This window comes from Streptomyces sp. NPDC048516, assembly GCF_043199875.1.
Taxonomy (GTDB): Bacteria; Actinomycetota; Actinomycetes; order Streptomycetales; family Streptomycetaceae; genus Streptomyces.
This window is the reverse complement of sequence record NZ_JBICWS010000003.1, coordinates 330,492-355,690: the sequence shown is the minus strand read 5'-3', so window position 1 is coordinate 355,690 and position 25,199 is coordinate 330,492. Positions and strand designations below refer to the sequence as shown.

21 protein-coding genes and 2 tRNA genes are annotated in these 25,199 nt (G+C 71.1%); 12 read left to right on the top strand and 11 right to left on the bottom strand.

The annotated features are described in order from the left end of the window. Positions 1 to 138 precede the first annotated feature (138 nt). From ACGFR7_RS08725 to ACGFR7_RS08715, 3 genes are all read left to right on the top strand, one after another. Positions 139 to 444 carry a DUF6412 domain-containing protein gene (locus ACGFR7_RS08725; protein ID WP_393314952.1) on the top strand — a complete coding sequence of 102 codons (306 nt, stop codon included), beginning with the start codon at positions 139 to 141 and terminating at the stop codon, positions 442 to 444. Positions 445 to 581: 137 nt separating this feature from the next. Beyond that, positions 582 to 1,739, top strand: a complete 1,158-nt coding sequence (gene yidC / locus ACGFR7_RS08720) for a membrane protein insertase YidC (RefSeq protein WP_393314950.1) — start codon at positions 582 to 584, stop codon at positions 1,737 to 1,739. 138 nt (positions 1,740 to 1,877) lie between these two features. After that, positions 1,878 to 2,735 (top strand): fumarylacetoacetate hydrolase family protein, encoded by an 858-nt coding sequence (locus ACGFR7_RS08715; RefSeq protein WP_393314947.1) that lies wholly within the window; start codon positions 1,878 to 1,880, stop codon positions 2,733 to 2,735. Positions 2,736 to 2,801: 66 nt separating this feature from the next. Here the strand turns inward: ACGFR7_RS08715 and ACGFR7_RS08710 are convergent, their stop codons facing one another. Beyond that, on the bottom strand, positions 2,802 to 2,960 hold the full coding sequence (locus ACGFR7_RS08710; protein WP_393314944.1) for a hypothetical protein: 159 nt from the start codon (positions 2,958 to 2,960) through the stop codon (positions 2,802 to 2,804). After that, positions 2,957 to 4,078, bottom strand: a complete 1,122-nt coding sequence (locus tag ACGFR7_RS08705) for a Gfo/Idh/MocA family oxidoreductase (RefSeq protein WP_393314942.1) — start codon at positions 4,076 to 4,078, stop codon at positions 2,957 to 2,959. Before ACGFR7_RS08705 ends, ACGFR7_RS08710 begins: the two co-directional genes overlap by 4 nt. 62 nt (positions 4,079 to 4,140) lie before the next feature. Here ACGFR7_RS08705 and ACGFR7_RS08700 point away from each other — a divergent pair, with 62 nt between their 5' ends. From ACGFR7_RS08700 to ACGFR7_RS08680, 5 genes are all read left to right on the top strand, one after another. Continuing rightward, positions 4,141 to 5,289: an ROK family protein gene (locus tag ACGFR7_RS08700; protein ID WP_393314939.1), complete on the top strand. Its 1,149-nt coding sequence runs from the start codon at positions 4,141 to 4,143 to the stop codon at positions 5,287 to 5,289. Between the two features lie 508 nt (positions 5,290 to 5,797). Next, the gene (locus ACGFR7_RS08695) at positions 5,798 to 6,577 is read left to right on the top strand and encodes an HAD-IIA family hydrolase (protein WP_088797813.1); all 780 of its coding nucleotides are present in this window, start codon (positions 5,798 to 5,800) and stop codon (positions 6,575 to 6,577) included. Between the two features lie 574 nt (positions 6,578 to 7,151). Further along, complete coding sequence (locus ACGFR7_RS08690) at positions 7,152 to 7,487, top strand: hypothetical protein (RefSeq protein WP_393314936.1); 336 nt, start codon at positions 7,152 to 7,154, stop codon at positions 7,485 to 7,487. A 340-nt stretch (positions 7,488 to 7,827) separates the two neighbouring features. Then, positions 7,828 to 8,502: a sortase domain-bontaining protein gene (locus tag ACGFR7_RS08685; RefSeq protein WP_393314933.1), complete on the top strand. Its 675-nt coding sequence runs from the start codon at positions 7,828 to 7,830 to the stop codon at positions 8,500 to 8,502. Between the two features lie 142 nt (positions 8,503 to 8,644). Next, positions 8,645 to 9,721, top strand: coding sequence for a glycoside hydrolase family 6 protein (locus ACGFR7_RS08680; protein WP_393314930.1), 1,077 nt, complete (start codon positions 8,645 to 8,647; stop codon positions 9,719 to 9,721). A 70-nt stretch (positions 9,722 to 9,791) separates the two neighbouring features. Here the strand turns inward: ACGFR7_RS08680 and ACGFR7_RS08675 are convergent, their stop codons facing one another. The 3 genes from ACGFR7_RS08675 to ACGFR7_RS08665 all read right to left on the bottom strand — a co-directional run bounded on the left by ACGFR7_RS08675 (position 9,792) and on the right by ACGFR7_RS08665 (position 15,149). Next, positions 9,792 to 11,744, bottom strand: a complete 1,953-nt coding sequence (locus ACGFR7_RS08675; protein ID WP_393314927.1) for a galactose oxidase-like domain-containing protein — start codon at positions 11,742 to 11,744, stop codon at positions 9,792 to 9,794. Then, the gene (locus ACGFR7_RS08670) at positions 11,741 to 13,831 is read right to left on the bottom strand and encodes a glycosyltransferase family 2 protein (RefSeq protein WP_393314924.1); all 2,091 of its coding nucleotides are present in this window, start codon (positions 13,829 to 13,831) and stop codon (positions 11,741 to 11,743) included. The genes ACGFR7_RS08675 and ACGFR7_RS08670 overlap by 4 nt, the downstream gene beginning before the upstream one ends. Before the next feature lie 1,244 nt (positions 13,832 to 15,075). Continuing rightward, positions 15,076 to 15,149 (bottom strand) — tRNA-Lys (locus ACGFR7_RS08665). 457 nt (positions 15,150 to 15,606) lie between these two features. On the opposite strand from ACGFR7_RS08665, the gene ACGFR7_RS08660 reads away from it, so the two are divergent. The 4 genes from ACGFR7_RS08660 to ACGFR7_RS08645 all read left to right on the top strand — a co-directional run bounded on the left by ACGFR7_RS08660 (position 15,607) and on the right by ACGFR7_RS08645 (position 20,418). After that, positions 15,607 to 16,026 (top strand): SsgA family sporulation/cell division regulator, encoded by a 420-nt coding sequence (locus ACGFR7_RS08660; protein ID WP_393314921.1) that lies wholly within the window; start codon positions 15,607 to 15,609, stop codon positions 16,024 to 16,026. A 488-nt stretch (positions 16,027 to 16,514) separates the two neighbouring features. Then, positions 16,515 to 17,498: a hypothetical protein gene (locus tag ACGFR7_RS08655; RefSeq protein ID WP_393314918.1), complete on the top strand. Its 984-nt coding sequence runs from the start codon at positions 16,515 to 16,517 to the stop codon at positions 17,496 to 17,498. Between the two features lie 365 nt (positions 17,499 to 17,863). Then, a complete protein-coding gene (locus tag ACGFR7_RS08650) occupies positions 17,864 to 18,457 on the top strand; it encodes a lytic polysaccharide monooxygenase (RefSeq protein WP_393314915.1) in 594 nt (197 codons plus the stop codon). A gap of 188 nt (positions 18,458 to 18,645) precedes the next feature. Further along, positions 18,646 to 20,418, top strand: a complete 1,773-nt coding sequence (locus tag ACGFR7_RS08645; protein WP_393314912.1) for an AMP-binding protein — start codon at positions 18,646 to 18,648, stop codon at positions 20,416 to 20,418. Positions 20,419 to 20,570: 152 nt separating this feature from the next. Here ACGFR7_RS08645 and ACGFR7_RS08640 read toward each other — a convergent pair. From ACGFR7_RS08640 to ehuB, 6 genes are all read right to left on the bottom strand, one after another. Further along, positions 20,571 to 20,644: transfer RNA gene (locus ACGFR7_RS08640), tRNA-Lys, on the bottom strand. 74 nt (positions 20,645 to 20,718) lie between these two features. Then, positions 20,719 to 21,477 (bottom strand): IclR family transcriptional regulator C-terminal domain-containing protein, encoded by a 759-nt coding sequence (locus tag ACGFR7_RS08635; RefSeq protein ID WP_350251106.1) that lies wholly within the window; start codon positions 21,475 to 21,477, stop codon positions 20,719 to 20,721. Between the two features lie 482 nt (positions 21,478 to 21,959). Next, complete coding sequence (gene ehuA / locus ACGFR7_RS08630; protein ID WP_393314909.1) at positions 21,960 to 22,802, bottom strand: ectoine/hydroxyectoine ABC transporter ATP-binding protein EhuA; 843 nt, start codon at positions 22,800 to 22,802, stop codon at positions 21,960 to 21,962. After that, the gene (gene ehuD / locus ACGFR7_RS08625; protein ID WP_393315362.1) at positions 22,792 to 23,409 is read right to left on the bottom strand and encodes an ectoine/hydroxyectoine ABC transporter permease subunit EhuD; all 618 of its coding nucleotides are present in this window, start codon (positions 23,407 to 23,409) and stop codon (positions 22,792 to 22,794) included. The genes ehuA and ehuD overlap by 11 nt, the downstream gene beginning before the upstream one ends. Positions 23,410 to 23,441: 32 nt before the next feature. Continuing rightward, positions 23,442 to 24,173, bottom strand: a complete 732-nt coding sequence (gene ehuC / locus ACGFR7_RS08620) for an ectoine/hydroxyectoine ABC transporter permease subunit EhuC (protein WP_393314906.1) — start codon at positions 24,171 to 24,173, stop codon at positions 23,442 to 23,444. After that, on the bottom strand, positions 24,170 to 25,108 hold the full coding sequence (gene ehuB, locus ACGFR7_RS08615) for an ectoine/hydroxyectoine ABC transporter substrate-binding protein EhuB (protein ID WP_393314903.1): 939 nt from the start codon (positions 25,106 to 25,108) through the stop codon (positions 24,170 to 24,172). The genes ehuC and ehuB overlap by 4 nt, the downstream gene beginning before the upstream one ends. Positions 25,109 to 25,199 lie beyond the last annotated feature (91 nt).

Below are 25,199 nucleotides of genomic sequence, written 5' to 3'. Positions count from 1 at the left end.
GGCCCCCTGGTCCGCCGTCGTCCCGACGACGGCAGGGGGGCAAGTTATCGGCCGGTGTCCACGCTGCCCAGATCTGTGGCTACTCTTGAGCGGAAGCCGATAAGTCTTGACGACCTGACAACCCGGGGAGGGCGCCGGATGTACCGCATCGTCGATGCATGGCGCCTGTACACCTCGGCACTCTTCTTCGTCCTGGCCGGCTTCCTGCTTACGCAGACGGGGCTCACCACCGCCCTGACCGCCGCCGCGACCACCGGCGCGCTGCTGCTCCTGTGCCGTGCCTTCCTGATCGCGGCCTGCGCCCGGCCGCTGCCACCGGGCCGGATCCGTACGGCGCTGCGCGACCGCGAGCGGCGTACGGCCTTCCTGCCGCAACGTGATCCCGACGCGGCCGGCCGCCCCCGCCCCCGAGCACCGGGCCGCCCCCTCCCGACGGCCGCGTAGGCGCCCGGTCCGCTCACCGCACCGCATCCGGTCTGCTCACCGCATGCGGTCCGGTCACCGCACCGCACCCCGCGCCCGCGCGGCTCGTCACGCCGAATCCTCATCCCGGCACGATGAGACCCGTGGAGGGCTCACCCATGTCCATGTTCGGCTTCCTCGGCGACGCGCTGGCGCACGGCGCCGAGGCGATCGCCCCGCTCTTCGGCAGCGCGGCGATGGCCGCCACCATCGTTCTGTGCACCCTCGGCGTCCGCGCCGCGCTGCACCCGCTCGCCCGGGCCGCGGCCCGCGGCGAGAAGGCCCGTACGGCGCTCGCCCCGCAGCTCGCCGCACTGCAGCGCAAACACAAGGGCCACCCCGAGCGCCTGCAGAAGGCGACGTCCGAGCTGTACGCCGAGACCGGCTCCTCGCCGCTGGCCGGCTGTCTGCCGACGCTGCTGCAGCTGCCCGTCTTCTTCGTGATGTACCACCTGTTCTCCACCGGGGGCGGCGGCCTCCTGGACCACACGCTGCTGGGGGCGCCGCTCGGCGGCCACTGGAGCGAGGCGCTGGCGCACGGCGGGCTCTTCGGGCCGCGGGGACTGGTCTACCTCGCGCTGTTCGCGCTGGTCGCGGCCGTCGCCACCTGGAACTTCCGCCGGGCCCGCGCCACGATGGCCAAGGCCCCGCAGCCGGCCGCGGGCGCCGGCGCGGCACTGCCCGGGATGGCTTCCATGGCCAAGGTGATGCCGCTGCTGTCCTTCGGCACGCTGATCACGGTGGCCGTGGTGCCGCTGGCCGCCGGCCTCTACATGGTCACGACGACGACCTGGACGGCCTGCGAGCGGGCCCTGCTGCAACGGGACCGGGACCGGGACCGGCGGCGCGGCGAGCGGGACGCGGCCACCGCGGCGGCCCCGTCCGCGGCGGCCCCGTCCGCAGGGAAGCCGGCCGCGGAAAAGCCGGCCGCGGGGAAGCCGGCCCGCACCAAGGCGAAGGCCGCCGCCCCCTCCGAGGAGCAGGCCCCCGCCCCGGCTGACGGCGCGCCGGGCACCCGGGCCCCGCAGCAGCGTCCGGCTCCGCAGCGTACGGACCGCAAGGGCGCGCCGAAGACCCGCGCGGCCCGGCAGCGCGCGGCCCGGGCGAGGGTCAACTCCCAGACCAGGGCCGACTCCCAGGCCAGGACCCGCCCGGCCGGCGGGGCGAAGCCGCAGACGGACGGCGCTTCCGGAGAGACCGTCGGGAAGGCCGCCAGGGAGGCGGTCCGGCAGACGGTTCGGGAGACGGTCGGGGAGACCGCCACTACCACCCGGTAACGGTCCGGTCCGTGAACGGGGTCTTGCAGACCGGACCCCGTTCTTGGACGATCGACCAAATCGCTCGATGGCCGTCCCCCATCGGCCGGCCCGGCATTCCCTTTCCCGGGCCGACCTTTGACCACGGGAGTGGAACCGATGAAGCTGATGCGTGTCGGAACGGTGGGGGCGGAACGCCCGGCGTTGCTCGACGAGGCCGGGGTCCTGCGGGACCTGTCCGGCCTGGTGCCGGACATCGACGGAGCGCTGCTCTCCGACGACGGAACCCTGGCGGGCCTGCGGGCCGCCGCCGCGTCCGGTGAGCTGCCACCGCTCGATGCGGCCGGACTGCGCACCGGTCCGCCGCTGGCCGGGATCGGCAAGATCGTGTGCATCGGGCTGAACTATCACGACCACGCCCGGGAAACAGGGGCCATGCCCCCCGAGGAGCCGATCCTCTTCATGAAGGCCCCGGACACGGTCGTCGGCCCCGAGGACACCGTGCTGGTCCCCCGGGGCAGCGTGAAGACCGACTGGGAAGTGGAACTGGCCGTCGTCATCGGCCGCCGCGCCCGCTACCTGGAGAGCGACGCACAGGCGCTGGCGGCGGTGGCCGGCTACGCCGTGGCGCACGACGTCTCCGAGCGCGCCTTCCAGATCGAGCGCGGCGGCCAGTGGGACAAGGGCAAGAACTGCGAGACGTTCAACCCCCTGGGCCCGTGGCTGGTGACCGCCGACGAGGTCCCCGACCCGCAGGCCCTCGGCCTGCGGCTGTGGGTCAACGGCGACCTGGAACAGGACGGCACCACCGCCGACCAGATCTTCCCGGTGACCGAAGTCGTCCGCTACGTCAGCCAGTTCATGACCCTTCACCCCGGCGACGTCATCAACACCGGCACCCCGGCCGGTGTCGCCATGGGCCGCCCGGAGCCCAAGCCGTACCTGCGCGCCGGCGACGTCGTGGAACTGGAAATCGACGGCCTGGGGCGGCAGCGGCAGGAACTCAAGGACGCCTGAGCGGCGCGCCCGCAGGGAGGGGAGGGCGTCACCGGCCGCGCGCCGGGGCCGCCCCCTCCTTCCGCGTCAGGCCGGCCGGGCCGCTCGAAGGTGCGGCCCTCGGCGCGATGGGGGCACCCCTTCCCGGGCCTCGTCGTTGCCGAAGGCGTCGAGGACCAGCCGCTCCTCCTGCGCCGCCGGCTCGTCCACCGAGCCGGCCGCCGCCGGTGGATCCGCCGGGCTCATCCGTCCGCCCTGATGTGGACCGTACGGCCGTCGGCGGCGGAGAGCTTCGCGGCCTCCAGGACGCGGAGGGCGGCCGCGGCCTCGGTGGCGGTCACCGGCGGCCGGCCGCCCTCGCGCAGCGCCCGTGCGATCGCGGCGTAGTACGCGGGGTAGTCGCCGGGCAGCGTCGGTACCCGCTCGCCGCCACCGCTTTGCGGGGAGGAGCCGGCGCCGAGCCGGCCCCAGCGGGACTCCGGCTCCACGCCCCAGTCGCCCTCCTCACCGCCGGGCCGGCGGCCCTCGCGCAGCGCGGCCTCCTGCGGGTCCAGGCCGTGCTTCACATAGCCCGCCCGGCTGCCCAGCACCCGGAAGCGCGGGCCCAGCATGGCCGCGGTGGCGCTCATCCACAGATGGGAACGGACGCCGTTCGCGTGGGTGAGGGCGATGAAGGAGTCATCGTCGGCCTCCGCGCCCGGGCGGCGGACCACGGACTCGGCGTAGACGGAGACGGCCGGACCGAAGAGGACCAGCGCCTGGTCGACGAGGTGGCTGCCGAGGTCGTAGAGCAGGCCGCCGATCTCCTCCGGGTCGCCGGACTCGCGCCAGCCGCCCTTGGGCTGCGGCCGCCAGCGCTCGAAGCGGGACTCGAAGCGCTGGACGTCGCCGAGCTCGCCCTGCTCGATCAGTGTGCGGGCGGTGCGGAAGTCGTTGTCCCAGCGGCGGTTCTGGAAGACGGAGAGCAGCAGGCCACGGTCCTCGGCGAGCGCCGCCAGCTTCTCGGCCTCGGCGGCGGTCGCGGCCAGCGGCTTGTCGACCACCACCGGCAGACCGGCCTCCAGGGCGGCCGTGGCGAGCGGCACATGCGTCTTGTTCGGCGTCGCCAGCACGATCAGATCGAGGTCCGCGGCGCGGGCGAGCACCGCCTCGGGGGGGTCGACCGTACGGACCCCGGCATGCTCGGCGCGGGCCTGTGCCTGCCGCTCCGGGTCGGCGGTCGAGACGGTGTCGAGCCGCAGGCCCTCGGTGGCCGCGATCAGCGGGGCGTGGAAGACCGAGCCCGCCAGGCCGTAGCCGATGAGGCCGACGCGGAGCGGGTCGTGAGGGGCGGCGGTGTCGGTGGAGTCGCTCTTCTCGCTCATGCTCATGTCTCCCACTTAAGCAACGCTGTTGCCAAAGTGCAAGCGATGCGGACAATGGGTGGGTGACCAGCAACGACCTCTCGAACGACAGCTCCGCCGCCGGACCTCCGGGGGCCAATCTCCCCGCCCTGCGCGGCCACAATGCCGCGCTGGTGCTCGGGCTGCTGCGCGCGGCCGGCGAGGAGGGCGTCAGCCGGCGGGAGCTCGCCGGCCGCACCGGGCTGACCCCGCAGGCCGTCAGCAAGATCACCGCCCGGCTGCGGGCCGACGGCCTGGTCACCGAGGCGGGCCGCCGCGCCTCCACGGGCGGTAAGCCCGCCACCGTCCTGCGGCTGGTCCCCGGCGCCCGGCACGCCGTCGGACTGCATCTGGACCGCGATGAACTCACCGTCGTCCTCGCCGACCTCGCGGGCGAAGCGGTCGGCGTACGCCGTGCCCCGCTCGTCTTCGAGGCGGGCGCCGGGCAGGTGCTCGCCACCGCCGAACGGGAGGTCACCGCCCTGCGCGCCGAGGCCGGCGGCCCGCCGGTGCTGGGCGCCGGGGTGGCCTGCCCCGGCCCGCTGGACCACGCCACCGGCGTCCTGCACCGGGTCACCGGCGCGCCCCGGTGGGACGCCTTCCCCCTGCGGGACGAGCTCGCCGAACGCCTCGGCCTGCCCGTCGTCCTCGACAAGGACACCAACGCGGCGGCACTGGGCCTCGCCCAGGGGATACCGGCCGGCGCCGGTTCGTTCGGCTATCTCCATCTGGGTACCGGCCTGGGCGCCGGGCTCGTGCTGGACGGCAGCCTCTACCGCGGCCCGCGCACCGGCGCCGGCGAGTTCGGCCACCAGATCGTGCGGTGGGACGGGCCGCGCTGCGGCTGCGGACGGCGCGGCTGCATCGAGGCGCTGTGCCTGGCGGCGGTGGCCCGCGGCGATCTGCCGGGCGCGGCACGGGCGTTGGGCGTGGGCGCCGCCAACCTCGTCGAGCTGCTGGACATCGACCGGGTGCTGCTCGGCGGCCGCACCGTACTGGCGCACCCCGACGGGTTCCTGACCGGTGTGGCCGAGGCCCTGGAAGCCCAGGCCCGCGCCCGCGGCAGGGCCCCGGTGCCGGTGGCGCTCGCCCGCGGCGGTGCGCAGGCGGTCGCGGACGGCGCGGCGGAACTGGTGCTGGCGCCCTTGTTCGGGGGCCGGCGGCCCGGCCTGGGATCCGGGCTCTCCTCCTGAGCCTGCGCGCTTCCTGAGTTGGGGCGCCTCCTTCGAGCCCGCGTGGCCGGCTCGCCCCCAAGACCGACGAGGGCGAACTCCTGGTCGCCAACGGCGACGTCCCGATGAACTGCGCCAACATGCAGTCGATGCCGCACCAGGACATCTTCCTCCCCGCCGCCGAACCCGGAGCCAAGCCCACCACCTTCGCCCTGCCGTACGCGGCAGGCCTGGTCAAGAACGCCGCGCACCGCGCCAACGCCCAGAAGCTCCTGACTACTTGCTCTCCGCCCGCCGCCCAGCGCCAGGTCTCCTCGGGGGGCGGCGGCTTCACCTCACCCGCCGGCCGCCGAAGATCAGAGGTGACGGCCGGGTCGGGGCCGTGGCCCGCTGACTTAGGGTGGGTGTGTCGGCCGTATGTACGTTCCGTATGTACATTCCGTGGATCATCCGCCGTGGTCCACGGTGGATGATCCACGGACGGAGACGGCCGGCGCCCCTGGTCAACACGTACGGCAGGAGTCCGGCAGTGGCAGAGCGCAAGCCGATCGAGTCATGGCTCACCGACATGGACGGCGTCCTGATGCACGAGGGCATTCCGGTCCCCGGGGCGGACGCCTTCATCAAGCGGCTGCGCGAGTCGGGCAAGCCCTTTCTCGTGCTGACCAACAATTCCATCTACACCCCGCGTGACCTGCACGCCCGCCTGAACCGCATCGGGCTGGAGGTGCCGTGGGAGTCCATCTGGACCTCCGCGCTGGCCACCGCCCAGTTCCTGGACGACCAGCGGCCCGGCGGCACCGCGTACGTCATCGGGGAAGCGGGCCTGACCACCGCCCTGCACGACATCGGCTACGTCCTGACCGACCACTCCCCGGACTATGTCGTCCTCGGCGAGACCCGCACCTACAGCTTCGAGGCGCTGACGAAGGCGATCCGGCTGATCAACGAGGGGGCGCGGTTCATCGCCACCAACCCCGACGAGACCGGCCCCTCCCCGCAGGGCGCGCTGCCCGCGACAGGTTCGGTGGCCGCGCTGATCACCAAGGCGACGGGCGTCGATCCGTACTTCGTCGGCAAGCCCAACCCGCTGATGATGCGGCACGGGCTCAACGTCATCGGCGCCCACTCCGAGACCTCCGCGATGATCGGCGACCGGATGGACACCGATGTGCTGGCCGGACTGGAGGCGGGCATGGAGACCTTCCTCGTACTGACCGGACTGACCCGCCCCGAGGAGGTCGACCGGCACCCGTTCCGGCCTTCCCGTGTGGTGGACTCGATCGCGGACCTCATCGACCTGGTGTGAGCCGCGCCGAGGGCGCGTGAGCTGGGGCGATCGGCGTCCGGCGGCCACGAGCCGTCCCGCACCGTCCCGCACCGTCCCGCTCCATGGACGGCAGGGCCACCGGTGCCGTGGACCGCCGTGGACCGCCGTGGACGTCCGGGTCCGTGGAGCACCGGAGTACCGGCGCGCCGCCGGCGGCCCGGACCTCCGGCGCCGCTGACCCCCACCCGAACGGCGCAGCCCCGGACCGTTACCGGATGCGGCCGGGCTCGCACGGGCGGACCTTCGGAGTTATCGGAGGTTCACCATGCGCTCACGGCAATTTGCTCTCTGCGCCGCGGTCGCGGCCTGCACGGTGATGACGCCGCCCGTGTACGGCGGGGACGCACGCGCCACCGGGACCGGAACGGTCTCGGTCTCCACTGCCCCTGCTCCGGACGTTCCTGCTCCGGACGCCCCTGCCCCGGATGTCCCCGTCTCTTCCCCTTCCGGGGGTGCGGTCACCCTGTGCGGCCCTGGCTGCCGGGTCGGGCGGGCCACCATCCGACCGGCCGCCTTCGCTGACGCGGTCTCGCCCGTCCGGACCGCGGGAGGCTTGGCCGGCGGCGCCCGGATACGCTCCGGCGCCGCGTCCGGCCCCGAGGCCGCTGCTGCCCACTCCGCGCCGGCCCTCCACTCCGCGCCGGCCCTCCGCCCCGCGTCGGCCCTCCACCCGGCGTCGGCCCTCCACCCGGCTCCCGCGGTCCGTCCCGCTCCCGTGGTCTCCCGTACCGGCGTGCCCGCCGAGGCCTCGCCGAGTCGTGAGCTGAGCAGCACCTCGGCCGTGGGCCTGGTGCTGGCCGGCGGCGCCATCCTGGTCATCGCGGGCCAACTGCTCCGGCTCCGGATGCGACTGCGCCGCGAGCGGCGGGGTGAGGCCGATGAGCACTGAGGAACAGGTGAGCACTGAGGAACAGGTGAGCACTGAGGAACAGGTGAGCACTGAGGAACAGGTGAGTAGTGACGGGCAGGGGAGTGGTGACGGACGAGTCCCCTCTTCCGGAGCCCTCCGTGCCTCCGGCCCCCACGCGCCCGCACCCTGTGGTCCCCACGCCCCCCGCCGACTCCACGCCCCCCGCCGACTCCACGCCCCCCTCAGCACCCATGCCTCGCTCAACGCCCATGCCCCCCTCAGCGCCCATGCCCCCTGCGTCAGCCGTCGCCCCGGTCGTCACCCCGGTCGTCACCCCGGCCGCCACCCGGCCACCACCCCCGGAAAGCTTCTCGCCGGTGTGGCCTGGGCCGTGCTGTTGCTGGGGCTGTGGCTGTGGGGCCGTGATCTGGCGTACGGGGTGGCCGCGCAGCTCGCCACGACCGGTGATGTCGCCGCCGCCGGGCGCCCGTTGGGCCGTCAGGCGCCTCCGCATGCGCATGCGCCGCTGTCCGCCGCCGTGCGGGCGGAGCCCGTTGGCCTCACCATCGACGCCCTCGGTGTACGGGAGGGCGGCATCGTCGCACGAGGCCTCGACGAGCGCGGCATCCTCGCCCCGCCCCCGGACACCTCCCCGGCCCTCGTCGGCTGGTACGCCGAAGGGCCGCAACCGGGCGAGGCGGGCGCCGCGCTGCTCGTGGGCCGGGCCGGCGGCGACCGCGAACCGCGTGGCCGGCAGGCCCTCGTGCACCGGCTGACCGCCCTCAGGCCGGGGGAGCGGGTGGACATCCGGCGCGCCGACGGCAGCACCGCACGCTTCACCGTCGAGGACGTCCAGCTCTACGACCGCGACCACTTCGACGCGCGCCGGGCCTACGCCGCCCGCGACCGGGGCCGCTCCGAACTCCGGCTGATCGCCGACGGCGGCGGCAAGGGCCATGCCGCCTCGCACGACCGTGGCAACGGGGCCTCGAACGTGGTCGTGGTGTCGGCCTACTTGACGTCCCTTCAGGCGGAGAACGCACGGGGCGGCTGAATCATCACCCGCGCCATTCGTCAAGCGTCTTAGCAGCCTGTGGACAGCCCGTCCACAGGCCGACCCCGGCGGCGGGCCGTGTGCCACGATGGTGAGGCCGGCGGTCCCCGCCGGCCCTGTTCGATGTTCCGAGGGGGAGTGGATGTACGGCGATCTGCGACGGACGGCCGGTACCGGTCCGCCCGGCGGGCCCCGCGACGGCCGGCGGCGGACCGCGCAGGCCGGAGCGGCATCGACGAGGGCGGCGGTGGGGGCACTGGCTCTGCTGCTGCTCGCCGGCTGCTCCTCGTCCGGTGGCGACGACAGCGTTCCGGGTAAACCGGGCCAACGCCCCAAGGCCGTCGCCCCGTTCTGGGTCAACCCGGACAGCAAGGCGGCCCGCCAGGTATCCGACTACGGCAGCGACGGCAAGGCCGCGGACGCCCGCCTGGCCAACAAGATCGCGGCGCAGCCGGTCGCGGAGTGGATAGGCATCGACGACCCGGAGGGGGAGGCGCACGGCTTCACCCAGGCCGCCGCCAAGGCCGACCGCGAGGCCCTGCTCGTTCTCTACAACATCCCGCACCGCGACTGCGGCCGCTACTCCCAGGGCGGTGCGGCCGACGGCAACGCCTACCGGACCTGGCTGGACGGCGTGCTCAAGGGCATCGGCGACCGCGCCACCACCGTCATCCTGGAGCCCGACGCACTGCCGCACATCGCGGACAAGTGCACCCCGCAGCAGTTCCACGAGGAGCGCTACGCCCTGCTGACCGAAGCGGTCGGCAAGCTCAAGGCGCTGCCCCGCACCAAGGTCTATCTGGACGCCGGCAATCCCCACTGGATCAAGGACCCGGGCCAGATGGTCGAACCGCTCAAGCGGGCCGGCATCGACCGCGCCGACGGCTTCGCGCTGAACATCTCCAACTACCAGACCACCGCGGAGAACACGAAGTACGGCAAGCGGCTGTCCGCCATGGTCGGCGGCAAGCCCTTCGTCATCGACACCAGCCGCAACGGCAACGGTCCGGCCCCCGGCGGGGACGACCCGGAAAACTGGTGCAACCCGCCCGGCCGCGCCCTGGGCACCCCGCCGACCACCAAGACCGGCGACCCCCGAATAGCCGCCTACCTGTGGATCAAACGCCCGGGAGAGTCGGACGGCACCTGCAAGGGCGGCCCCAAGGCGGGCACCTGGTGGCCCAAGTACGCCCTGGGGCTGGCACGTAGCGCCGAATAAGCGGGCGCAGCGGGCGCAGGGGCCGCAGCAGGCACGCCCAAACCTGCTGCGACCCCTGCCGTCACACTCACTACCCCCGCGTCGCAGGCACCTTCACCCACACGGCCTTCGACGGGGTGCCGTGCCCGTCCACCGCGTTCAGCATGTACCACCCGGGCGGCACCAGCGACGGGTCCTTGGGCAGGGTGACCGTCACTTTGTCCCCGCCCTTGGCCACCGTGAAGTCCAGTGCGATCGAGCGCTGTTCGACATTGGTGACATGAGTGAACGAGCCGGGGCGCATCAGCCGCATCTTCTTGATGCCGGCGGCGTGCGGGGCGCCGAAGGTCGCGCTGCCGCCGAGCGCGAGCGTCTTCGGCCCCTTCTCCGTCAGCTCGGGGCGCGACTTCCGGTAGAGGTACGGCGGGGTGTAGAGGTCGATCTGCTGCTGGAAGACACCCGGCTTGGTGTTGTCCTTGTCGGCGTAGAGGGAGTCGGAGCCGAAGGTCATCACCCGGCCGTCGGGCAGCAGCAGCGCACCGGAGTGGTAGTTACGGCCCACCAGCGGGTCGGCCACCTGGCGGGCGGAGTTGGTCACCGGGTCGTACAGCTCCGCCTTGAGGATGTTGGAGTCGCTGCGGCCGCGGTAGTCACCGGAGCCGTTCGTGGTCAGCACGGTGTCGTCCGGCATGATCACGCTGCTCGGGTAGCGGGCCTTCGCATACAGCGGAGGACCGTCCTTGAAGCGCGGCGACGGGGCGTGCAGATCCACGATGCGGGTCTTGTCCGTGGACTTCGGGTCCTCGCCGACCCCGCCTCCGCCCAGCACCATGTACCGCTGCTCCTGGGCCGGCGGCAGCAGCACCGACATCGAGGTCTCCAGGATCTTGGGATCGCTCATCCCGGGCACGACCTGGAACTTGTTGGACTTCAGGTCCCAGATGCCGGGCGTGCGGCCGATGTTGTCCGGGCCGTAGCCGGCGTTGGAGCCGGTGTAGAAGATCCGGCCCTGGTCGGTGAGGAAGAGCGCCGGGTAGGTCGGGAAGAAGCGCCGCTTGGGCAGGTAGGTCCACTTCTTCGTCTTCGGGTCGTAGACCTCCTGCTTGCCGGGGACGACCTGGCCGATCTCGTCCAGTCCGGAGACGGAGAGGACCTTGCCGTCCTGCAGCGTGGTGAGCGTCGGATACCAGCGGGCCTCGTTCATCGGGTCGACGGGTATGTAGCGCTCGGCCACCGGGTCGAACTCGAACGAGTCCTTGATCCCCTGGAAGTCCTTCTTGTCGAAGGACAACTTCTGGGCGATGCCGTAGAAGTTGTGGGCAGCCGCGCCGGTCAGGCCGTGGATCCGGTAGTTGTCCTGGGAGCCGGTGGAGTAGCTGCGGCCGTCCTTGAGCGCCTCGACATAGACCCGGGCCTCACTGTGCACCACGCTGACCTTGCCGGTCGCCGGGTCGGTCTTCTTCGTCGCCCGCGGCACCACGACCGGGTCCTTGGAGGCGAAGGTCTTGCCGTTCTTCTTGCCGGTGAAGAGCGTGCCGGCGGGGAAGGTCTTCGGGGCGTCCGGGTCCTCGTTGTAGAGGATCATGAGGCCGCCGGCCTTCTTCACATCGCCGTTCAGCTTCTCGTAGCGCTGGGTCCCGCCGGCCACCAGCAGCTTGCCGTCGGGCAGCTGGGTGTGCCCGGAGCAGAAGAGGTCCTTGGGCGTGGGGATGTTCTTGAAGGTGTTCTTCTCCGGATCCCACAGGACCGTACGGAACGATTTGGCCTTGAAGTTGGCCGCGTTGTTGCCGGAGCCGGCGACCAGCAGCACCTTTCCGGTGTGCAGCAGGGCCGCGTGGATGGTGTTGATGCGGTACTTGTGGGGGACGTTGACGACGTCCCAGTGGCCGTTCGCCGCCTTGTACTCGGGCTTGTTGATCTTGTACTGGTGGTACTGCTCCGAGGCGAAGCCGTAGAGGGCCGGCCCGTTCATCGCGCCGAGCGCGAGCACCACCGCCGCCGCTATCGCCACTCGGCGGGTGCGACGGTTCGGACGGTACTTCATGTGTGACGTCCCCCAAGGGCGATCTGCAGAGTCTGTTCGGAGCTGACGGCCGGGGCGTCGGCCTGATCAGTGGTCTGGCCACCGTCCTGGTCGGTGGCCTGGTCGTGGCCTTGGTCGAGGGCCTGGTCAGGGCCCACAGGCCGGCCGGCGGTGGGGCCGGCCGACTGCCCGGCGGCCCGACGCGCGTCCCGAGCGGCGGCCGGCGCCGAACCGTCCGTGGCGCCGTTAGCGACACCATCGCCGGCGCCGCCGGCACCCGCACCGGAGCCACCCCCGGCAGCGGCCGCCTCCCTCCGCTTCCGCTCCTCGCCCCGCACGGTCAGCCGCCAGGCGATGATCGGCGCGGCGGTGATCAGCATCGCGAGCGTGGCCCAGGTGACCATCGCCGGGTGACTGTGCCCGAGCACGAACGAGGCGGCCAGCGAGCCCCCGAAGACGAGCAGGAAGAACAGGTGCACCCGGAACGTCCCGAAGAGCGTGTCCGGACTGGACGAGTCGCCCTTCGGCGTGACCACGAACTTGCTCTTGCGGCGCAGCACCGTATCGAACAGCGACCGGGCGTAGATCGGCGCGGACAGCGCGGACATCACCATGCCGGCGACCCCGCCGGAGCCCTCCGGCTCGTGCGGCGAGACGTTGTGCCGCCGGTTCCAGATGTACAGGCCGATCTGCAGCGCCGAGGCATTGCCGTAGAGCATCATCCACACCGCGGGGTCGATCTGCACACCCGAGGCCCCCAGGCCCAGGAACAGCGCACAACTGAGCGCCGCCAAGATCCAGTTCAGCGCCGACATCGGGTAGAAGATCACCATCATGGTGTAGTTGAAGAGCCGGCCCGCCGGCAGCGTGAACGGCGCCTTCCAGAACTGCTTGAGGATCGTTTCGTACGTCCCGCGCGACCAGCGCAGCTGCTGGGTGAAGAAGTCGGTCCAGGCCGTGGGCCCCTCGCCGACCGCGAGCACGTCGGGGGTGTAGACCGAGCGCCACTTCTTCCCGGTCTGCGGGTTGCTGTGCCGGTGCATCTCGAAGCCGGTCGCCATGTCCTCGGTGATCGAGTCGTACAGCCCGCCGATCTGCTTCAGCGCGCTGATGCGTACGGCGTTGGACGTGCCGACGAACATCGGGGCGCCATAGCGGTTGCCTGCCCGCTGGACCAGCGCGTGGAAGAGGAACTGCTGCGACTCGGCGGCCTTGGTGACGAAGGTGTCGTAATTGCCGTACACCTGCGGGCCGATGACGAAGCCGACGTCCGGGTCGCGGAAGAAGCCCAGCATCCGCTCCAGGTAGTTGGGCAGCGGTACGTGGTCGGTGTCGACGGAGGCGAAGTAGTCATAGGCGTCGCCGTGTGCCTGCAGCCAGGCGTTGTAGTTGCCGTGCTTGGTCTTGGCGCGGTGCGGGCCCTTGGCCTGGTTCCACTCCGGGACGCCCTTGCGGCTGAAGTGGTGGACGCCCAGGCGTCGGCAGACTTCCTTGACCTCGGGGTCGTCGCCCTCGTCCAGCAGCCAGACGTGCAGCAGACCGCGATGGCGGATCTTGACCGCCGCCTCCAGCGTCTTCGTCACCATGGCGAGGGGTTCCTTGCCCGGCACGAACGAGGTGAGGAAGGCGACGCGGGTGCCGCTCTCGGGTATGACCGGGACGGGGTCGCGGGCGACCAGGGTGGCATGCGCGTTGGACAGCACATTCATGCACCGGAACAACTCGATCAGCCCGATCGAGACCAGCATGACGACGTCCAGCGCCGGAAGGAAGTCGTAGGCGGGGTAGTCGCGTTCGGTCCAGTGGTTCGGCTGCATCAGCCAGACCAGCAGCCCGAACGAGACCAGCGGCGCGGCGCCGAGCAGCAGGGCCGCCCGTATGCGGTGCGGTTCGTCCGCGAGCAGCGAGCGGTAGCGGACCTTGTACGGCTTGTCCGGGTCGGGCCGGGTGAGCGGCCCGGCCAGCCGGCTGTAGTGCTCGTAGTCATAGCGCGGCAGCGGTTTGCGCTGGGTCCGCCGCTGCCGGTGCTGGCGTGGCACGCGTAGGCGCGTCGTGGCCGACGGGTCGTACGGGCGCTGCGGCCGGGAGCCGTCAGGCGGCGACGTCATGAATCCATCCCCCCGCACGCAACGTTGGCTGCGTGCCGTCTGTACTGATGGCCCGAGTCCGCGGTCCCCCGCGACCGACTCGGGCGCTTTGCTGTCGGCCGCCTGCACCGTCGGGCGGTTGGCAGCCGTCCTCCGGTTGCGTATGCAACGCTGCCGCGATCCTGCCAAGCGGCGATTTCCCCGTGTTCACATCACGCCATCCGGCGTGCCCGACTGTTCTCGCTCGGCTGGTTGCGGCCCTCATTTCGCCGAGTTATCAGGTCAGGTTCCCTAACCGCCGTCGTGATGGCAAGAGTTGTCCAGGGAATTGTGTACAAGAGTGCGCAAGATGGGGTCGCGTGTGGCGCAGGGCGCATCACTTTGATACGGGACTGGTGTCAATTCTCCCGCTGTCAACGGATATCGGGGCAATTGCCGAGGCGTCCTCGCTCTGGGTGTCCGGCAGAATCCCGTGCGTAAAGGGGGTGCTCCGGACCGATATTTCCCCGATCGATCCGCCGTCAATCGGTAAAGGTGTGCGGCGCGCCAAGGGATTCGCGGGCGGGGCGCGACGAGGGGCGCGGAGGCCGCCATTCCCCCAACAAACAGCCTGTTCAGGGGACTTGGAGTCCCGGATGTCCGGCAGGGATCGACGTTTGCGGGAATTTACCGGCCGGGCGGTCGAGGGGTGGATCCATGACGGGTTCGGCCCGTTTGCCGACTCTGATGAAGTTACCTCCGAGTATGCCGATTTGGCCGAAGGTGTGGCTACTTCCCGGAGGGAAGGCAAAGGCATCCCCGCTCGCTCGGTCTCTTGGTGCCCCTCGTCGAGGGAGTGCCGGAAGCGCCTTCCGTGGATGACGGCGCCGCGATTTCCGGAGCCCTGTCGCGACGGCGCCGTGGCCGCCTCGGCCGGCTCGAACGCCTTGGCTGCCGGGATGTCCGCCGCCGGTGGAGGCGGGATCCAGGGGTGGGGGCTCGGAGAGGCGTAAGCGGCGGAGTGGCGAGCCTGTGACGAAAGGCCGGGGTGCCGCCGCCGGGGCGAATCTGTGTGCGATCGGTTCATTACCGTTTGTGATCGCAAGGAAATCGACTGCCGCCGTACGGGGGCAGGGGGCAGGGGGCAGGGGAGAGGGGAGAGGGGAGAGGGGAGAGGGGAGAGGGGAGAGGGGAGAGGGGAGAGGGGAGAGGGGAGAGGGATGGTCATCCGTCCGGTCGACCCCATGACTGAGGCCCCCCGCATGGCGAGGGGCCTCAGTCCTACGTGCGCCGCCAGGGACTCGAACCCCGGACCCGCTGATTAAGAGTCAGCTGCTCTAACCAACTGAGCTAGCGGCGCGCGCTGACCTGGAGAACTTTACACGAACGCGAGGTGTGCTCCGTACCCCCGACCGCTGCGCTCACGCGCTCGGGTCATGTGATCCCGGCCACTCGCGGTATCGCCCGGCGGTTTCGCCGTACCTCATCAGGGGGTCGCCTCATAGGGGACAAAAGACCCTTGGTCGGGGGGCCTTCGATTCAGGGTCCGCCCGCATTGGTCCGCAAAGATCGATTTCATCGACTCCATGGCGGTAGGCCATCAGTTGCCCCGTCAACATGCGATATCTCCTGCCGGTTGAGAGGCTGAAGCGAACGTCGGGACGAAAGAACGGAGCGCGCCCGGAGAGTGTCGGCCATGGCGTCCGTCACTCCTCCTCTCCCTCTTGCAACCCCACCCTCCACAGCAACGTCTGCCAGGACGCGCGCCCCGGACCGGGTCCCCGGGACTCGCCCCTCCGTCGGAAAGGTTGATCGTCGTGGTGTCGACAGCCAAGCGCACCCTTGAGATGCAGCTCCTCCTCGGGCCGGACGAAGCGGTTCCGGTGGCCGGCCGGTTCAGCTATCGCAGCGACCGCCCCTACGAGGTCGAGGTCGCGTTCATCAGCCGTGGCCAGAAGGTGGCCACCTGGCTGTTCGCCCGTGATCTGCTGCTGGCGGGGCTGTACGACGAGGCAGGTGAGGGGGACGTACGCGTGTGGTCCTTCCGCCGACCGGGCGCATCACGGCGGGTACACATCGAGCTGTCCACCGATGACAGTGTGTGTGAGCTGTCGGTGCGCGCGATCGAGCTGACCGCCTGGCTGGAGCAGACCACGGCGATCGTCCCGCCCGGCCATGAGGACCGCTATCTCGACATGGACACTCACCTGGCCCGGCTGTTCGCCGGGAAGTGCTGAGGGGGGACAGGGCGATCATGATCACGACTTCGACTTCGACGACGACTTCCACTTCCACTTCGACTGCAACTGCGACCACGGCCGGGGCTGCGAGCACGGCCACGGTCACGACCGCGGCCACGACCGCGGCCCCCACCGCGACTGCTCCAGGGGCCGTGAGTGCGACCGGTGCTGCGGCGGTGCCCGCGGCCCGGTCCACGGCCACGGCTACGAGCGGGGGCGGGGTGCCGGCCGGAACTGCGGGCGTGGCGCCGGCCGCTCCCGGCGCCGGCATACCGCCCGCCGGTGTGCCCGGCTCGTCCGCCGCGACGCCGGTGAGCCCCGGAACGCCGGCCCCGACACCGGACTCCGCCCGCGGCATACCGTCGGCCACCCCGAGCGCCCCGGCCACCCCAGGCGCTTCCGCCGCCTCCGCCGAACCTGCCTCCGCCTCCCCGCACGACCCCTGTGCCCACGGCTTTCTGCCCGAGCGGCCGCCCGTCCGTTCCATGATCGGAACCTGGACCCGGCTGGACGCCATGGCGCGCGCGGCCGCGGTCGCGCCCGACCGCACGGCCGCCATCGCACTCGTCGAACGAGCCCACCGTGCCGAGGAGTTGTCCGCCCTGCGGCAACGCGTCTCCCGCCTCTCCCTGCGCAACGCGGAGGCCGCCGCCCTGCGGATCGCGGTGATCGCGGTCTCCTGCGGCTGGGGTGGGCTCGACCCGCAGGCTCCGGCCGCTCGCGAGGTCGCCGACGAGGCGTTTCTCGATCTGTGGGCGGCGATCGCCCACCGTATCGATCACGATCAGTTCGTCGCCCTGCCCACCCTCGCGCTCCACAACTGGGTCCCCGAACGCAAGCCCCGCCGCCATATCCCCATAGACCAACTGGCCCGCACCGAAGCGCTCGTGCCGATCGTCCGCTGGGCCCCGGAGGGTCAGCCGCTCAGCCGTCTGGACCGGTTGATGCTGGCCGCGACCCGTCTGGAGGCGCACGGGATCTGGCTCTTCCGGCTCGCCGAAACCCTCGCGGGCCGGTCACCCGACGACTCCTCCACCCCGACGGCGCTGCGCCGCCTGGTCCGTGTCCAGCATGCGCTGCGCGCCCAGCTCCTCGCCGAGGCGGCGGAACTGGCGGCCGCGCCGGCCACACCGCAGCAGCGTGCGGTGCTCGGCGCGCTCGCCGAACAGGGCGCTCTGGAGCCGCCGGTCCTCCAGGCGGCCGAAGCGGTGCTGGGCATCGGCGGACGCCGTATGGGTGAGGGCAGGCGCCAGCTGCTGCGACGCCATCTCCCGGCACAGCACCGTGCCTGGCTCAGCGCGATGGACCGCCACTGTGCACCCGTACGGACCCTCGCCCACCGCGGCGGCCCCGATGCCGCCGTCTACCGCGAGGCCCAGGAGTCCCTGATCGCCCTCCGCCGTACCTATACGGCCCTCGTCCAGGTCGCCGCCCGCCCCACCGCGCCCCCGCTCACAGCGGCAGCCTGAGACCTGGCTTGACCTGACCTGGCCTGACCTCCCCTGACCTGCCTGGCTTCACCGTGACCTGGCCTGACCTGACCGGACACCTCCTGACCGGACACCTCCTGACCGGACACCTCCTGACCCGGCTTGCTGCGTCCGGCGCGCCGCTCCCGGCAAGAGCGGCCGGGCGTCCCGGCGCGGTCGCCCCGCCCCGCCGCGGGTCCGTTACGCACCAACCCGAGACAGCTCCGCACCCACTTGCGTGATTGGTCTGGACATGCCAATGGTGCAGTCCTACTCTGCTACTTGGTCTAGACCGCAGAGTCGGCACCGCAGTGCACTGCATTTCTCCCGGCACGGAACTCCCCCACGTTCTTCAGGAGCGAAGCATGCGCAAAAAGATCAGTGCGGCCGTGATCGGCCTCGGCGTCCTCGGTGTCTCCCTCCTCTCGACGGGCAGCGCCTCCAGTCACGGCTACAGCGACGCGCCACCCAGCCGGCAGGCGCTCTGCGCCCAGGGCACCGTCAAGGATTGCGGCGCGATCCAGTACGAACCGCAGAGCGTCGAGGGCCCCAAGGGCTTCCCGGCCGCCGGCCCGGCGGACGGCCGGATCTGTTCCGGCGGGCACGAGAACTTCGCCCAGCTGGACGACCCGCGCGGCGGAAAGTGGCCGGGCATCAAGCTCTCGCCCGGGCAGGGCTACACCTTCACCTGGCGGCTGACGGCGCGCCACTCCACCACGGACTTCGAGTACTTCATCACCAAGGACGGCTACGACCCCAGCAAGCCGCTCACCCGCGCCGACCTGGAACCCCAGCCGTTCATGGCGGTCCCGATGGGCGGCGCCCGGCCGGGCGAAACCGTTCAGCACCAGGGCACCGTCCCCACCCAGAAGTCCGGCCGCCACATCATCCTCGGCGTCTGGAACATCGCCGACACGGGCAACGCCTTCTACGCCTGCTCGGACGTCGACCTCTCCTGACGCCCTGACGCCCTGACGCCCTGACGCCCTGACGTCCTGACGTCCTGACGCCCGGACGCCCTGACGTCCTGACGTCCAACCGGGCCTCCCCGTTCCTCCCGGGGGAGGTCCGGCCGCCCCCTTCCCCTCCTGGGGAGGCCCGGCCCGCCCCTCCCCACCTGACGCCACGTCAGCTACCCTCCGACGCCATGGCAGCCAACGGCACCATCGGTCAGGGACGTTCCGGCGCCGCCACCGTCGCGGAGCTCGTCCAGGCGCAGTGGGGTGATCACCGGGTGGGGGCGAAGTACGAGGACCTGGTGCTCACCCATCACGAGCTGGCGGGCGCCGCCGCCGCGCGGGCGGCACTGCTGGGGGAACTGCTGCCGCGCGGCGCCGAGCCGCACCTCGGGGTGTTGCTCGGCAATGTGCCCGAGTACCCGCTGTGGCTGAGCGCGGCGGCGCTCGCCGGGGCCGCGGTCGTGGGGATCAACCCCACCCGCCGCGGGCCGGAACTCGCCCGCGACATCAGCCATACCGACTGCGCGCTGCTGATCACCGAACGCGCCCTGCTGCCACTGCTCGCCGGCCTGGACCTCCCCGTCCCGCCCGGGCGGATCCTCGTCGTGGACGACCCGGCCTACCGGGACCTGCTCGGGCCGTACGAGGGCACGACACCCGGCGAGATCGCGGCCGGCGGACGCGGACGCGGCGCCGCCGGCACCCCGGCACCCGCCTCCCGGATGCTGCTCTACTTCACCTCCGGCTCCACCGGCGCGCCCAAGGCCGCCCTGTGCACCCAGGGCCGGCTGGCCGCCGCCGGGCACTCGCTGGCCAGGCATTTCGAGGTGCGCCGGGATGACGTCCACTACCTCTGCATGCCGATGTTCCACGGCAATGCGGTGATCGCCGGGTGGGCCCCGGCGCTCGCCGGAGGGGCCGCCGTGGCACTGCGCCGCCGCTTCTCGGCCTCCGCCTTCCTCCCCGATGTGCGCCGCTACGGGGCCACCTACTTCACCTACGTCGGCCGGGCCGTGCAGTACCTGCTCGCCACCCCGTCCGCCCCCGATGACCGGGACCATCCGCTGCGCTGCGGCTTCGGCACGGAGGCGGGCGCCGTCGACGCGGCTCGCTTCGCCGAACGGTTCGGCGTCCGCCTGACCGAGGGGTACGGCTCCTCCGAGGGTGGCGCGGCGATCCGGCGCACCCCGGACACCCCGCCCGGCGCCGTGGGCCGGGCGGCCCCCGGAGACGACCTCGCCGTCGTCGATCCGGAGACCGGTGCCGAGCTGCCGCGCGCCCGCCTCGACCCGGCGGGCCGGCTGCTGAACGGGGGCGAGGCAACAGGGGAGCTGGTCAACCGCGGCCGCAGCTCCTTCGAGGGCTACTGGCGCAATCCCGAGGCGACCGCCGCCCGCACCCGCGGCCGGGGCGAAGGCCGGGTCGGCGCGGGCTGGTACTGGACCGGTGACCTCTTCTTCCGCGACACCGAGGGGTTCTTCCACTTCGCCGGTCGCACGGATGACCGGCTGCGGGTCGACAGCGAGAATCTGGCCGCCGCGGTGATCGAGAACATCCTCGCCCGGTACGCCCCGGCCGCGGGCGTGGCCGTGTACGCGGTACCCGACCCGGTCGCGGGGGACCAGGTCATGGCGGCCCTGGCGCTGCGGGACGGCGCCGTGTTCGACCCGGACGACTTCGCGGCCTTCCTCGCCGCCCAGCCCGATCTCGGGACGAAGATGGCTCCCCGGTTCGTACGGACCATGGAGGCGCTGCCGGTGACCGCCACCCACAAGGTGCATCGTGCCGCCCTGCGGCGGACCGGATTCCGGTGCCCGGAGCCGGTCTGGTGGACCCCGGTAGCCCCGGTAGCCCCGGTCGTCCCCGCCGGCAGCGCATACCGCCGGTTCACCGCCGCGGACCAGGCCGCACTGCTGGCGCTGTACCGCGATCACGACCGGGCCCACCTCCTGGACCGGTGACCCCCGAAGGATGACCCGCCCGGCGATCCCGGGGGCCGGCGATCCTGGAGCCCGGCCAACCGGCCAACCGGTCTACCCCACCCCATCCCACCCCGTCCCGGCACAACAAAAAGTGGGCGTCCCCGGAGAACCGGAAACGCCCACTTGATACGTGCGCCGCCAGGGACTCGAACCCCGGACCCGCTGATTAAGAGTCAGCTGCTCTAACCAACTGAGCTAGCGGCGCGCGCTGACGAAAGAAATACTACCTGGTCGAGAGGGGTGCTCATGACCACGGATGCGGGCCAGGGGCGAAGGACCTCAGATCGCCAGCGACAGCAGTACCGGCGCGGCCTGGCGGTTGAGGGTGTCGGCAGCCTGGCGCAGGCGGTGGGCGTGCTCCAGCGGCATCGAGAGGGCGAGGCAGCCGACCGTCGCGCCGGCGGTGATCGGTACGGCCGCGCAGACCGTGCCGACGGCGTACTCCTGGAGGTCCAGGACCGGAACCGTGGGCGGCTGGCTGTCGAGCTTGTGGAACAGGACCTTCTCGTTGGTGATCGTCCGGGAGGTGAGCCGGGCGGTCTTGTGGCGTGAGAGGTGATCCTTGCGGCCGTCGTGGTCGAGCTGTGCCAGCAGGCACTTACCGACCGCGCTGGCGTGCGCCGTGCGGTGGAATTCGGCCCACTCGTTGACCTTGGGGGCCAGCGGTCCGTCGGCGTAGTGGAGGATCTTCACCTCGCCGTCGATGTACCGGCTGATGTAGACCGCCGCGCCGACCGAGTCGCGCAGGTGGTCGAGGGTGAGCTGGAGCTTGTCGCGCAGCGCCTGGTTGCGGTCGCCGCCCGCTCCCAGGAGCAGGAGCGATTCCCCTACGACGTAAGCGCCGTCGGTGACCTGCTCGACGTAGCCCTCGCGCCGGAGCATCGACAGCATGTGGGCGAGCTGGCCCGGGGACAGCCCCGTTTCGCGGGCGATCTGCGCATCGGTCACACCGTTGGTGTGCCTGGAGATCGTTTCGAGCACGCGAAGGGCGTACTGCACCGAATGGAACGGCGCGGTCGGCTCGGGCTTCAGCGCCACGGTGTCCCCCTAGCAGGTTGTTACCGCTTGCGTCATGACGGTCGTTGGTGGTCTCGGCCGGCGCTTGCGCGACCGATCCCGGACAGCGACGTTGCCCTCACGATAGCGGTCAACGGCCCTCGATGGAGGGGGTCTTGACTGAAAAGAAGCGCGCCTGCCGTTTCTGTACTGGGGCTTGAGCCTTCGGCATATGCCAAGGTCATGATGCCCCCGATGTCCTGGTGCATTACGCCCCACGGCAGTCGTGTGCCCCGGGACGGGGGAGGGGGAGCGCCCCGGAAGGGTACGGAACCGGCCACATCCGTGGCCGGTTCCGCGAGTCGGTCCGAAAGCCGGACGCCGGGCCCCTCGGTACCCGGGGAGCCAAATCCGGCCGTACGACGCCGAGCCGGCTCACGCCAGGCGAACGCGCCTGACCCCGGGAGGGCTGACGGCATCGCGACCGCGCACGACACCGGACTCGGCGCCCAGCGGCCGCCGTTCTACAGCACCGCGCTCAGGAATTCCCGGGTGCGCTCGTGCTCCGGCTCCGTGAAGATCTTTTCCGGGGAGCCGGATTCGATGACCCGGCCCGCGTCGAACATCAGGACGTCGTCGGAGATGTCCCGGGCGAAGTTCATCTCGTGGGTGACGCACAGCATGGTGATGTCCGTGGTGTGCGCGATGTCCCGCAGGACGTCCAGCACCCCGGCCACCAGCTCCGGGTCGAGCGCGGAGGTCACCTCGTCCAGCAGCAGCACCTGCGGGCGCATCGCCAGTGCCCGGGCGATGGCGACCCGCTGCTGCTGGCCGCCGGAGAGCTGGGTGGGGTACTTGTCGAGGTGCGCGGTCAGGCCCACCAGCTCTAGGAGGTCGCGGGCCCGCTCCTCGGCGGCGTCCTTGCTCAGCCCGAGGACGTGCACCGGCGCCTCGGTGATGTTCCGCAGCACCTTCATGTTCGGGAAGAGGTTGAACTGCTGGAACACCATGCCGATGTTCTTGCGGACCTCGCGGATGTGCTTCTCCCCGGCGGGGACGAGCTTGCCGCCCTTTTCCTCGTGGGTCAGATACGCACCGCCGACCTTGATGGTGCCCTCGTCCGGCTTCAGCAGCGTCATCAGCAGCCGCAGAATCGTGGTCTTGCCGGAACCGGAGGGGCCGATGAGGGTGACGTGCTTGCCCGAGGAGACGGTGAAGTCCAGGGAATCCAGGACGGTGTTGGTCCCGAACCGCTTGGTGATCTTGTCGAAGCGGATCAGCTCATTGGCTCCCCCGGACTCCGTCTGGGCGGGGTCCCCGTCCGCCGGGTCGGCCGTTTCTTTCGCAGGGGTGTTGTCAGCGGACAAGGCGACGCTCCAGGGCTCGCAGAAGGAGGGAGGTGGGGTAGGAGATGACCACGAAGAGGATGCCGACGACGGTGATCGGCTCCAGGTAGTCGAAGGTGGTGGCGCTGATGCTGTTCGCCTGGAAGAGCATGTCGGCGACGGTGATACCGGCCAGCAGCGGCGTGTCCTTGAACATCGCGATGACGTAGTTGCCCAGCGCGGGCACCACCCGGCGGAACGCCTGCGGAAGGATCACCGCGGTCCAGGTGCGCCGGCGCGGCAGGCTCAGCGCCGTGGCGGCGTCCCACTGCCCGGGCGGCACCCCGTCGATCCCGGCGCGGTAGACCTCGGAGGTGTACGTCGAGTAGTGCAGGCCCAGGCCGATGACACCGGTGGTCAGCGGCGCGAAGGCCAGACCCCAGCCCGGCAGGACGAAGAACAGGAAGAACAGCTGCACCAGCAGCGGGGTGTTGCGGACGAATTCGACGAAGATGCTGACCGGCCAGGTCACCCAGCGGCTCGGTGCGCGCAGGGCCAGCGCCCACACCAGCCCGAGCGCGAAGGACACCAGCGAGCCGTAGATCGTTGCCTGGACGGTGATCCACAGGCCCTTGAGGATGTCGGGCATGATCTCGCCGACGTAGCTCCATGACCAGTTGTTCACGGCTTTCCTCCGGTGGCCAGTGCCTCGGGGCCCTGCTTCTCGACGGGCAGTTTGCGGGAGAACCAGCCCTCACCCTTGGGCACCGCCCGGCCGACCGAGGCCTTGGCGCGGCGTTCCAGCACCCGCATGATCCGGGTCATCACGAACGCGACCGCGAAATACAGGACGAGGATGATGCCGTAGATCTCGGCGCTCTGGCCCGTGGACAGCCGGGCGAGCTTGGCCTGGAAGGTGAGTTCGCCGATGGACAGCAGCGAGGCCAGCGCGGTGCCCTTGAGCAGTTCGATCAGCAGGTTGTTGAAGGGCGGCATCATCTCGGGGACGGCCTGCGGCAGCATCACCTTCCGCAGCCGCTGCCAGGGCGTGAAGCTCAGCGCGACGGCCGCCTCGCGCTGGGCGGGGGCCACCGCCTGGACGGCGCCACGCACGATCTCGGAGCCGTACGCGCCGTACGACAGGCCCAGCGCCAGGGTGCCGGCCCAGATGCCGACCAGCTGCCAGCCCAGCAGCGGCAGCGCGAAGAACAGCCAGAACATCAGCACCAGGGCCGAGGTGCCGCGGAAGAACTCCACGTAGACCCCGGACAGGAAGCGGACGATCCAGAACCGTGAGGTGCGGGCCAGGCCGATGCCGAAGGCGACGACCGCGGCCAGGGCGGCGCTGTAGACCATCAGCTGGATGGTGATCCACAGACCCTCGAAGAAGAGTTGCCACAGGGCGCCGGTCACTTCTTACAGAGCTCCTTCGCCGTGAGGTCGGTCTGGAACTCCTTGGTGAAGCCGTACGGCCGGGCGATGCGCAGGAGTTCGCCGCTCTTCTTCATCTTGTGCAACTCGCGGTTGAAGGCGTCGCGCAGGTTGGTCTCGCCGATCCGGAAGCCGTAGCCGCCGCCGTCGCGCTGGGGCTTGCCGTCGATCTCCGGGGTGAACGGCCGGGTCATCTCGACCTTGGGGTGGGCGCCGGTCTTCAGCGCCTCGATCATGGTCAGCGCGGTGCCGGCGAAGACGTCGATCCGGCCGGCCTCCAGGGCCTCCATCCCGGCGATCTGGTCGCCATAGGTCTGGATGGTGCTCTTCTTGACGCCGTTGCCGACCGCGTAGTCGATCTCGGCATAACCGATACCGGAACCCATCCGGTAGTGCCCCTTGGCGATATCCGCATAAGTATGGATATTTTTCGGGTTGCCCTTGAGTACGAGGAAGGCGTCCTTGCTCTCGTAATCCGGGTCGGAGAAGAGAACGGCCGCACAGCGGGCCTTGTTGATGAACATACCCGCGACGATCACGTCGTACTGGAAGGAGTGCAGTCCCGGCACCAGTGCGCCGAATTCGACCGGTACCGGCTCGAAATTCTTGATGCCCAGCCGCCGGAAGATCGTCTTGGCGACCGCGGGTGCCTCGCCGGTCAGCTCGCCCTTGTCGTTGATGGAGGCGTAGGGCGGCTCGCTGGCGATGCCCATGCGGACGGTGCCCTTTTTCCGCAGATCCTCCAGTTGGTGTCCGCCTCCGGTCGCGCCGGAGACATCCACCCGGGAGCAGCCCGTGCCCGCTCCCATCGCACCCGCCGTGCCGAGCGCCGCCACCCCCGCGAGCAGCGTTCGCCGCCGGATGCCACCGGCCGATTTTCTCTTGATCATTTTGGTGTTCTCCTGTGGTGGAGCCATGGGCGCGCCGTTACCCGAATGCCTGGCATATATGCCGATCGTTTCCAGCCCTTGATAGAAGCGCCCCGGAGTTGTTCCGTGCGCCGGTATT

Excerpts from the sequence above, each read along its gene's own strand:
- ACGFR7_RS08725 (WP_393314952.1), top strand. The coding sequence starts at position 139 with ATGTACCGCATCGTCGATGCATGGCGCCTGTACACCTCGGCACTCTTC.
- yidC (WP_393314950.1), top strand. The coding sequence starts at position 582 with ATGTCCATGTTCGGCTTCCTCGGCGACGCGCTGGCGCACGGCGCCGAG.
- ACGFR7_RS08715 (WP_393314947.1), top strand. The coding sequence starts at position 1,878 with ATGAAGCTGATGCGTGTCGGAACGGTGGGGGCGGAACGCCCGGCGTTG.
- ACGFR7_RS08710 (WP_393314944.1), bottom strand. The coding sequence starts at position 2,960 with ATGAGCCCGGCGGATCCACCGGCGGCGGCCGGCTCGGTGGACGAGCCG.
- ACGFR7_RS08705 (WP_393314942.1), bottom strand. The coding sequence starts at position 4,078 with ATGAGCGAGAAGAGCGACTCCACCGACACCGCCGCCCCTCACGACCCG.
- ACGFR7_RS08680 (WP_393314930.1), top strand. The coding sequence starts at position 8,645 with ATGTACGGCGATCTGCGACGGACGGCCGGTACCGGTCCGCCCGGCGGG.
- ACGFR7_RS08675 (WP_393314927.1), bottom strand. The coding sequence starts at position 11,744 with ATGAAGTACCGTCCGAACCGTCGCACCCGCCGAGTGGCGATAGCGGCG.
- ACGFR7_RS08670 (WP_393314924.1), bottom strand. The coding sequence starts at position 13,831 with ATGACGTCGCCGCCTGACGGCTCCCGGCCGCAGCGCCCGTACGACCCG.
- ACGFR7_RS08655 (WP_393314918.1), top strand. The coding sequence starts at position 16,515 with ATGATCGGAACCTGGACCCGGCTGGACGCCATGGCGCGCGCGGCCGCG.
- ACGFR7_RS08650 (WP_393314915.1), top strand. The coding sequence starts at position 17,864 with ATGCGCAAAAAGATCAGTGCGGCCGTGATCGGCCTCGGCGTCCTCGGT.
- ACGFR7_RS08645 (WP_393314912.1), top strand. The coding sequence starts at position 18,646 with ATGGCAGCCAACGGCACCATCGGTCAGGGACGTTCCGGCGCCGCCACC.
- ehuD (WP_393315362.1), bottom strand. The coding sequence starts at position 23,409 with ATGCCCGACATCCTCAAGGGCCTGTGGATCACCGTCCAGGCAACGATC.
- ehuB (WP_393314903.1), bottom strand. The coding sequence starts at position 25,108 with ATGGCTCCACCACAGGAGAACACCAAAATGATCAAGAGAAAATCGGCC.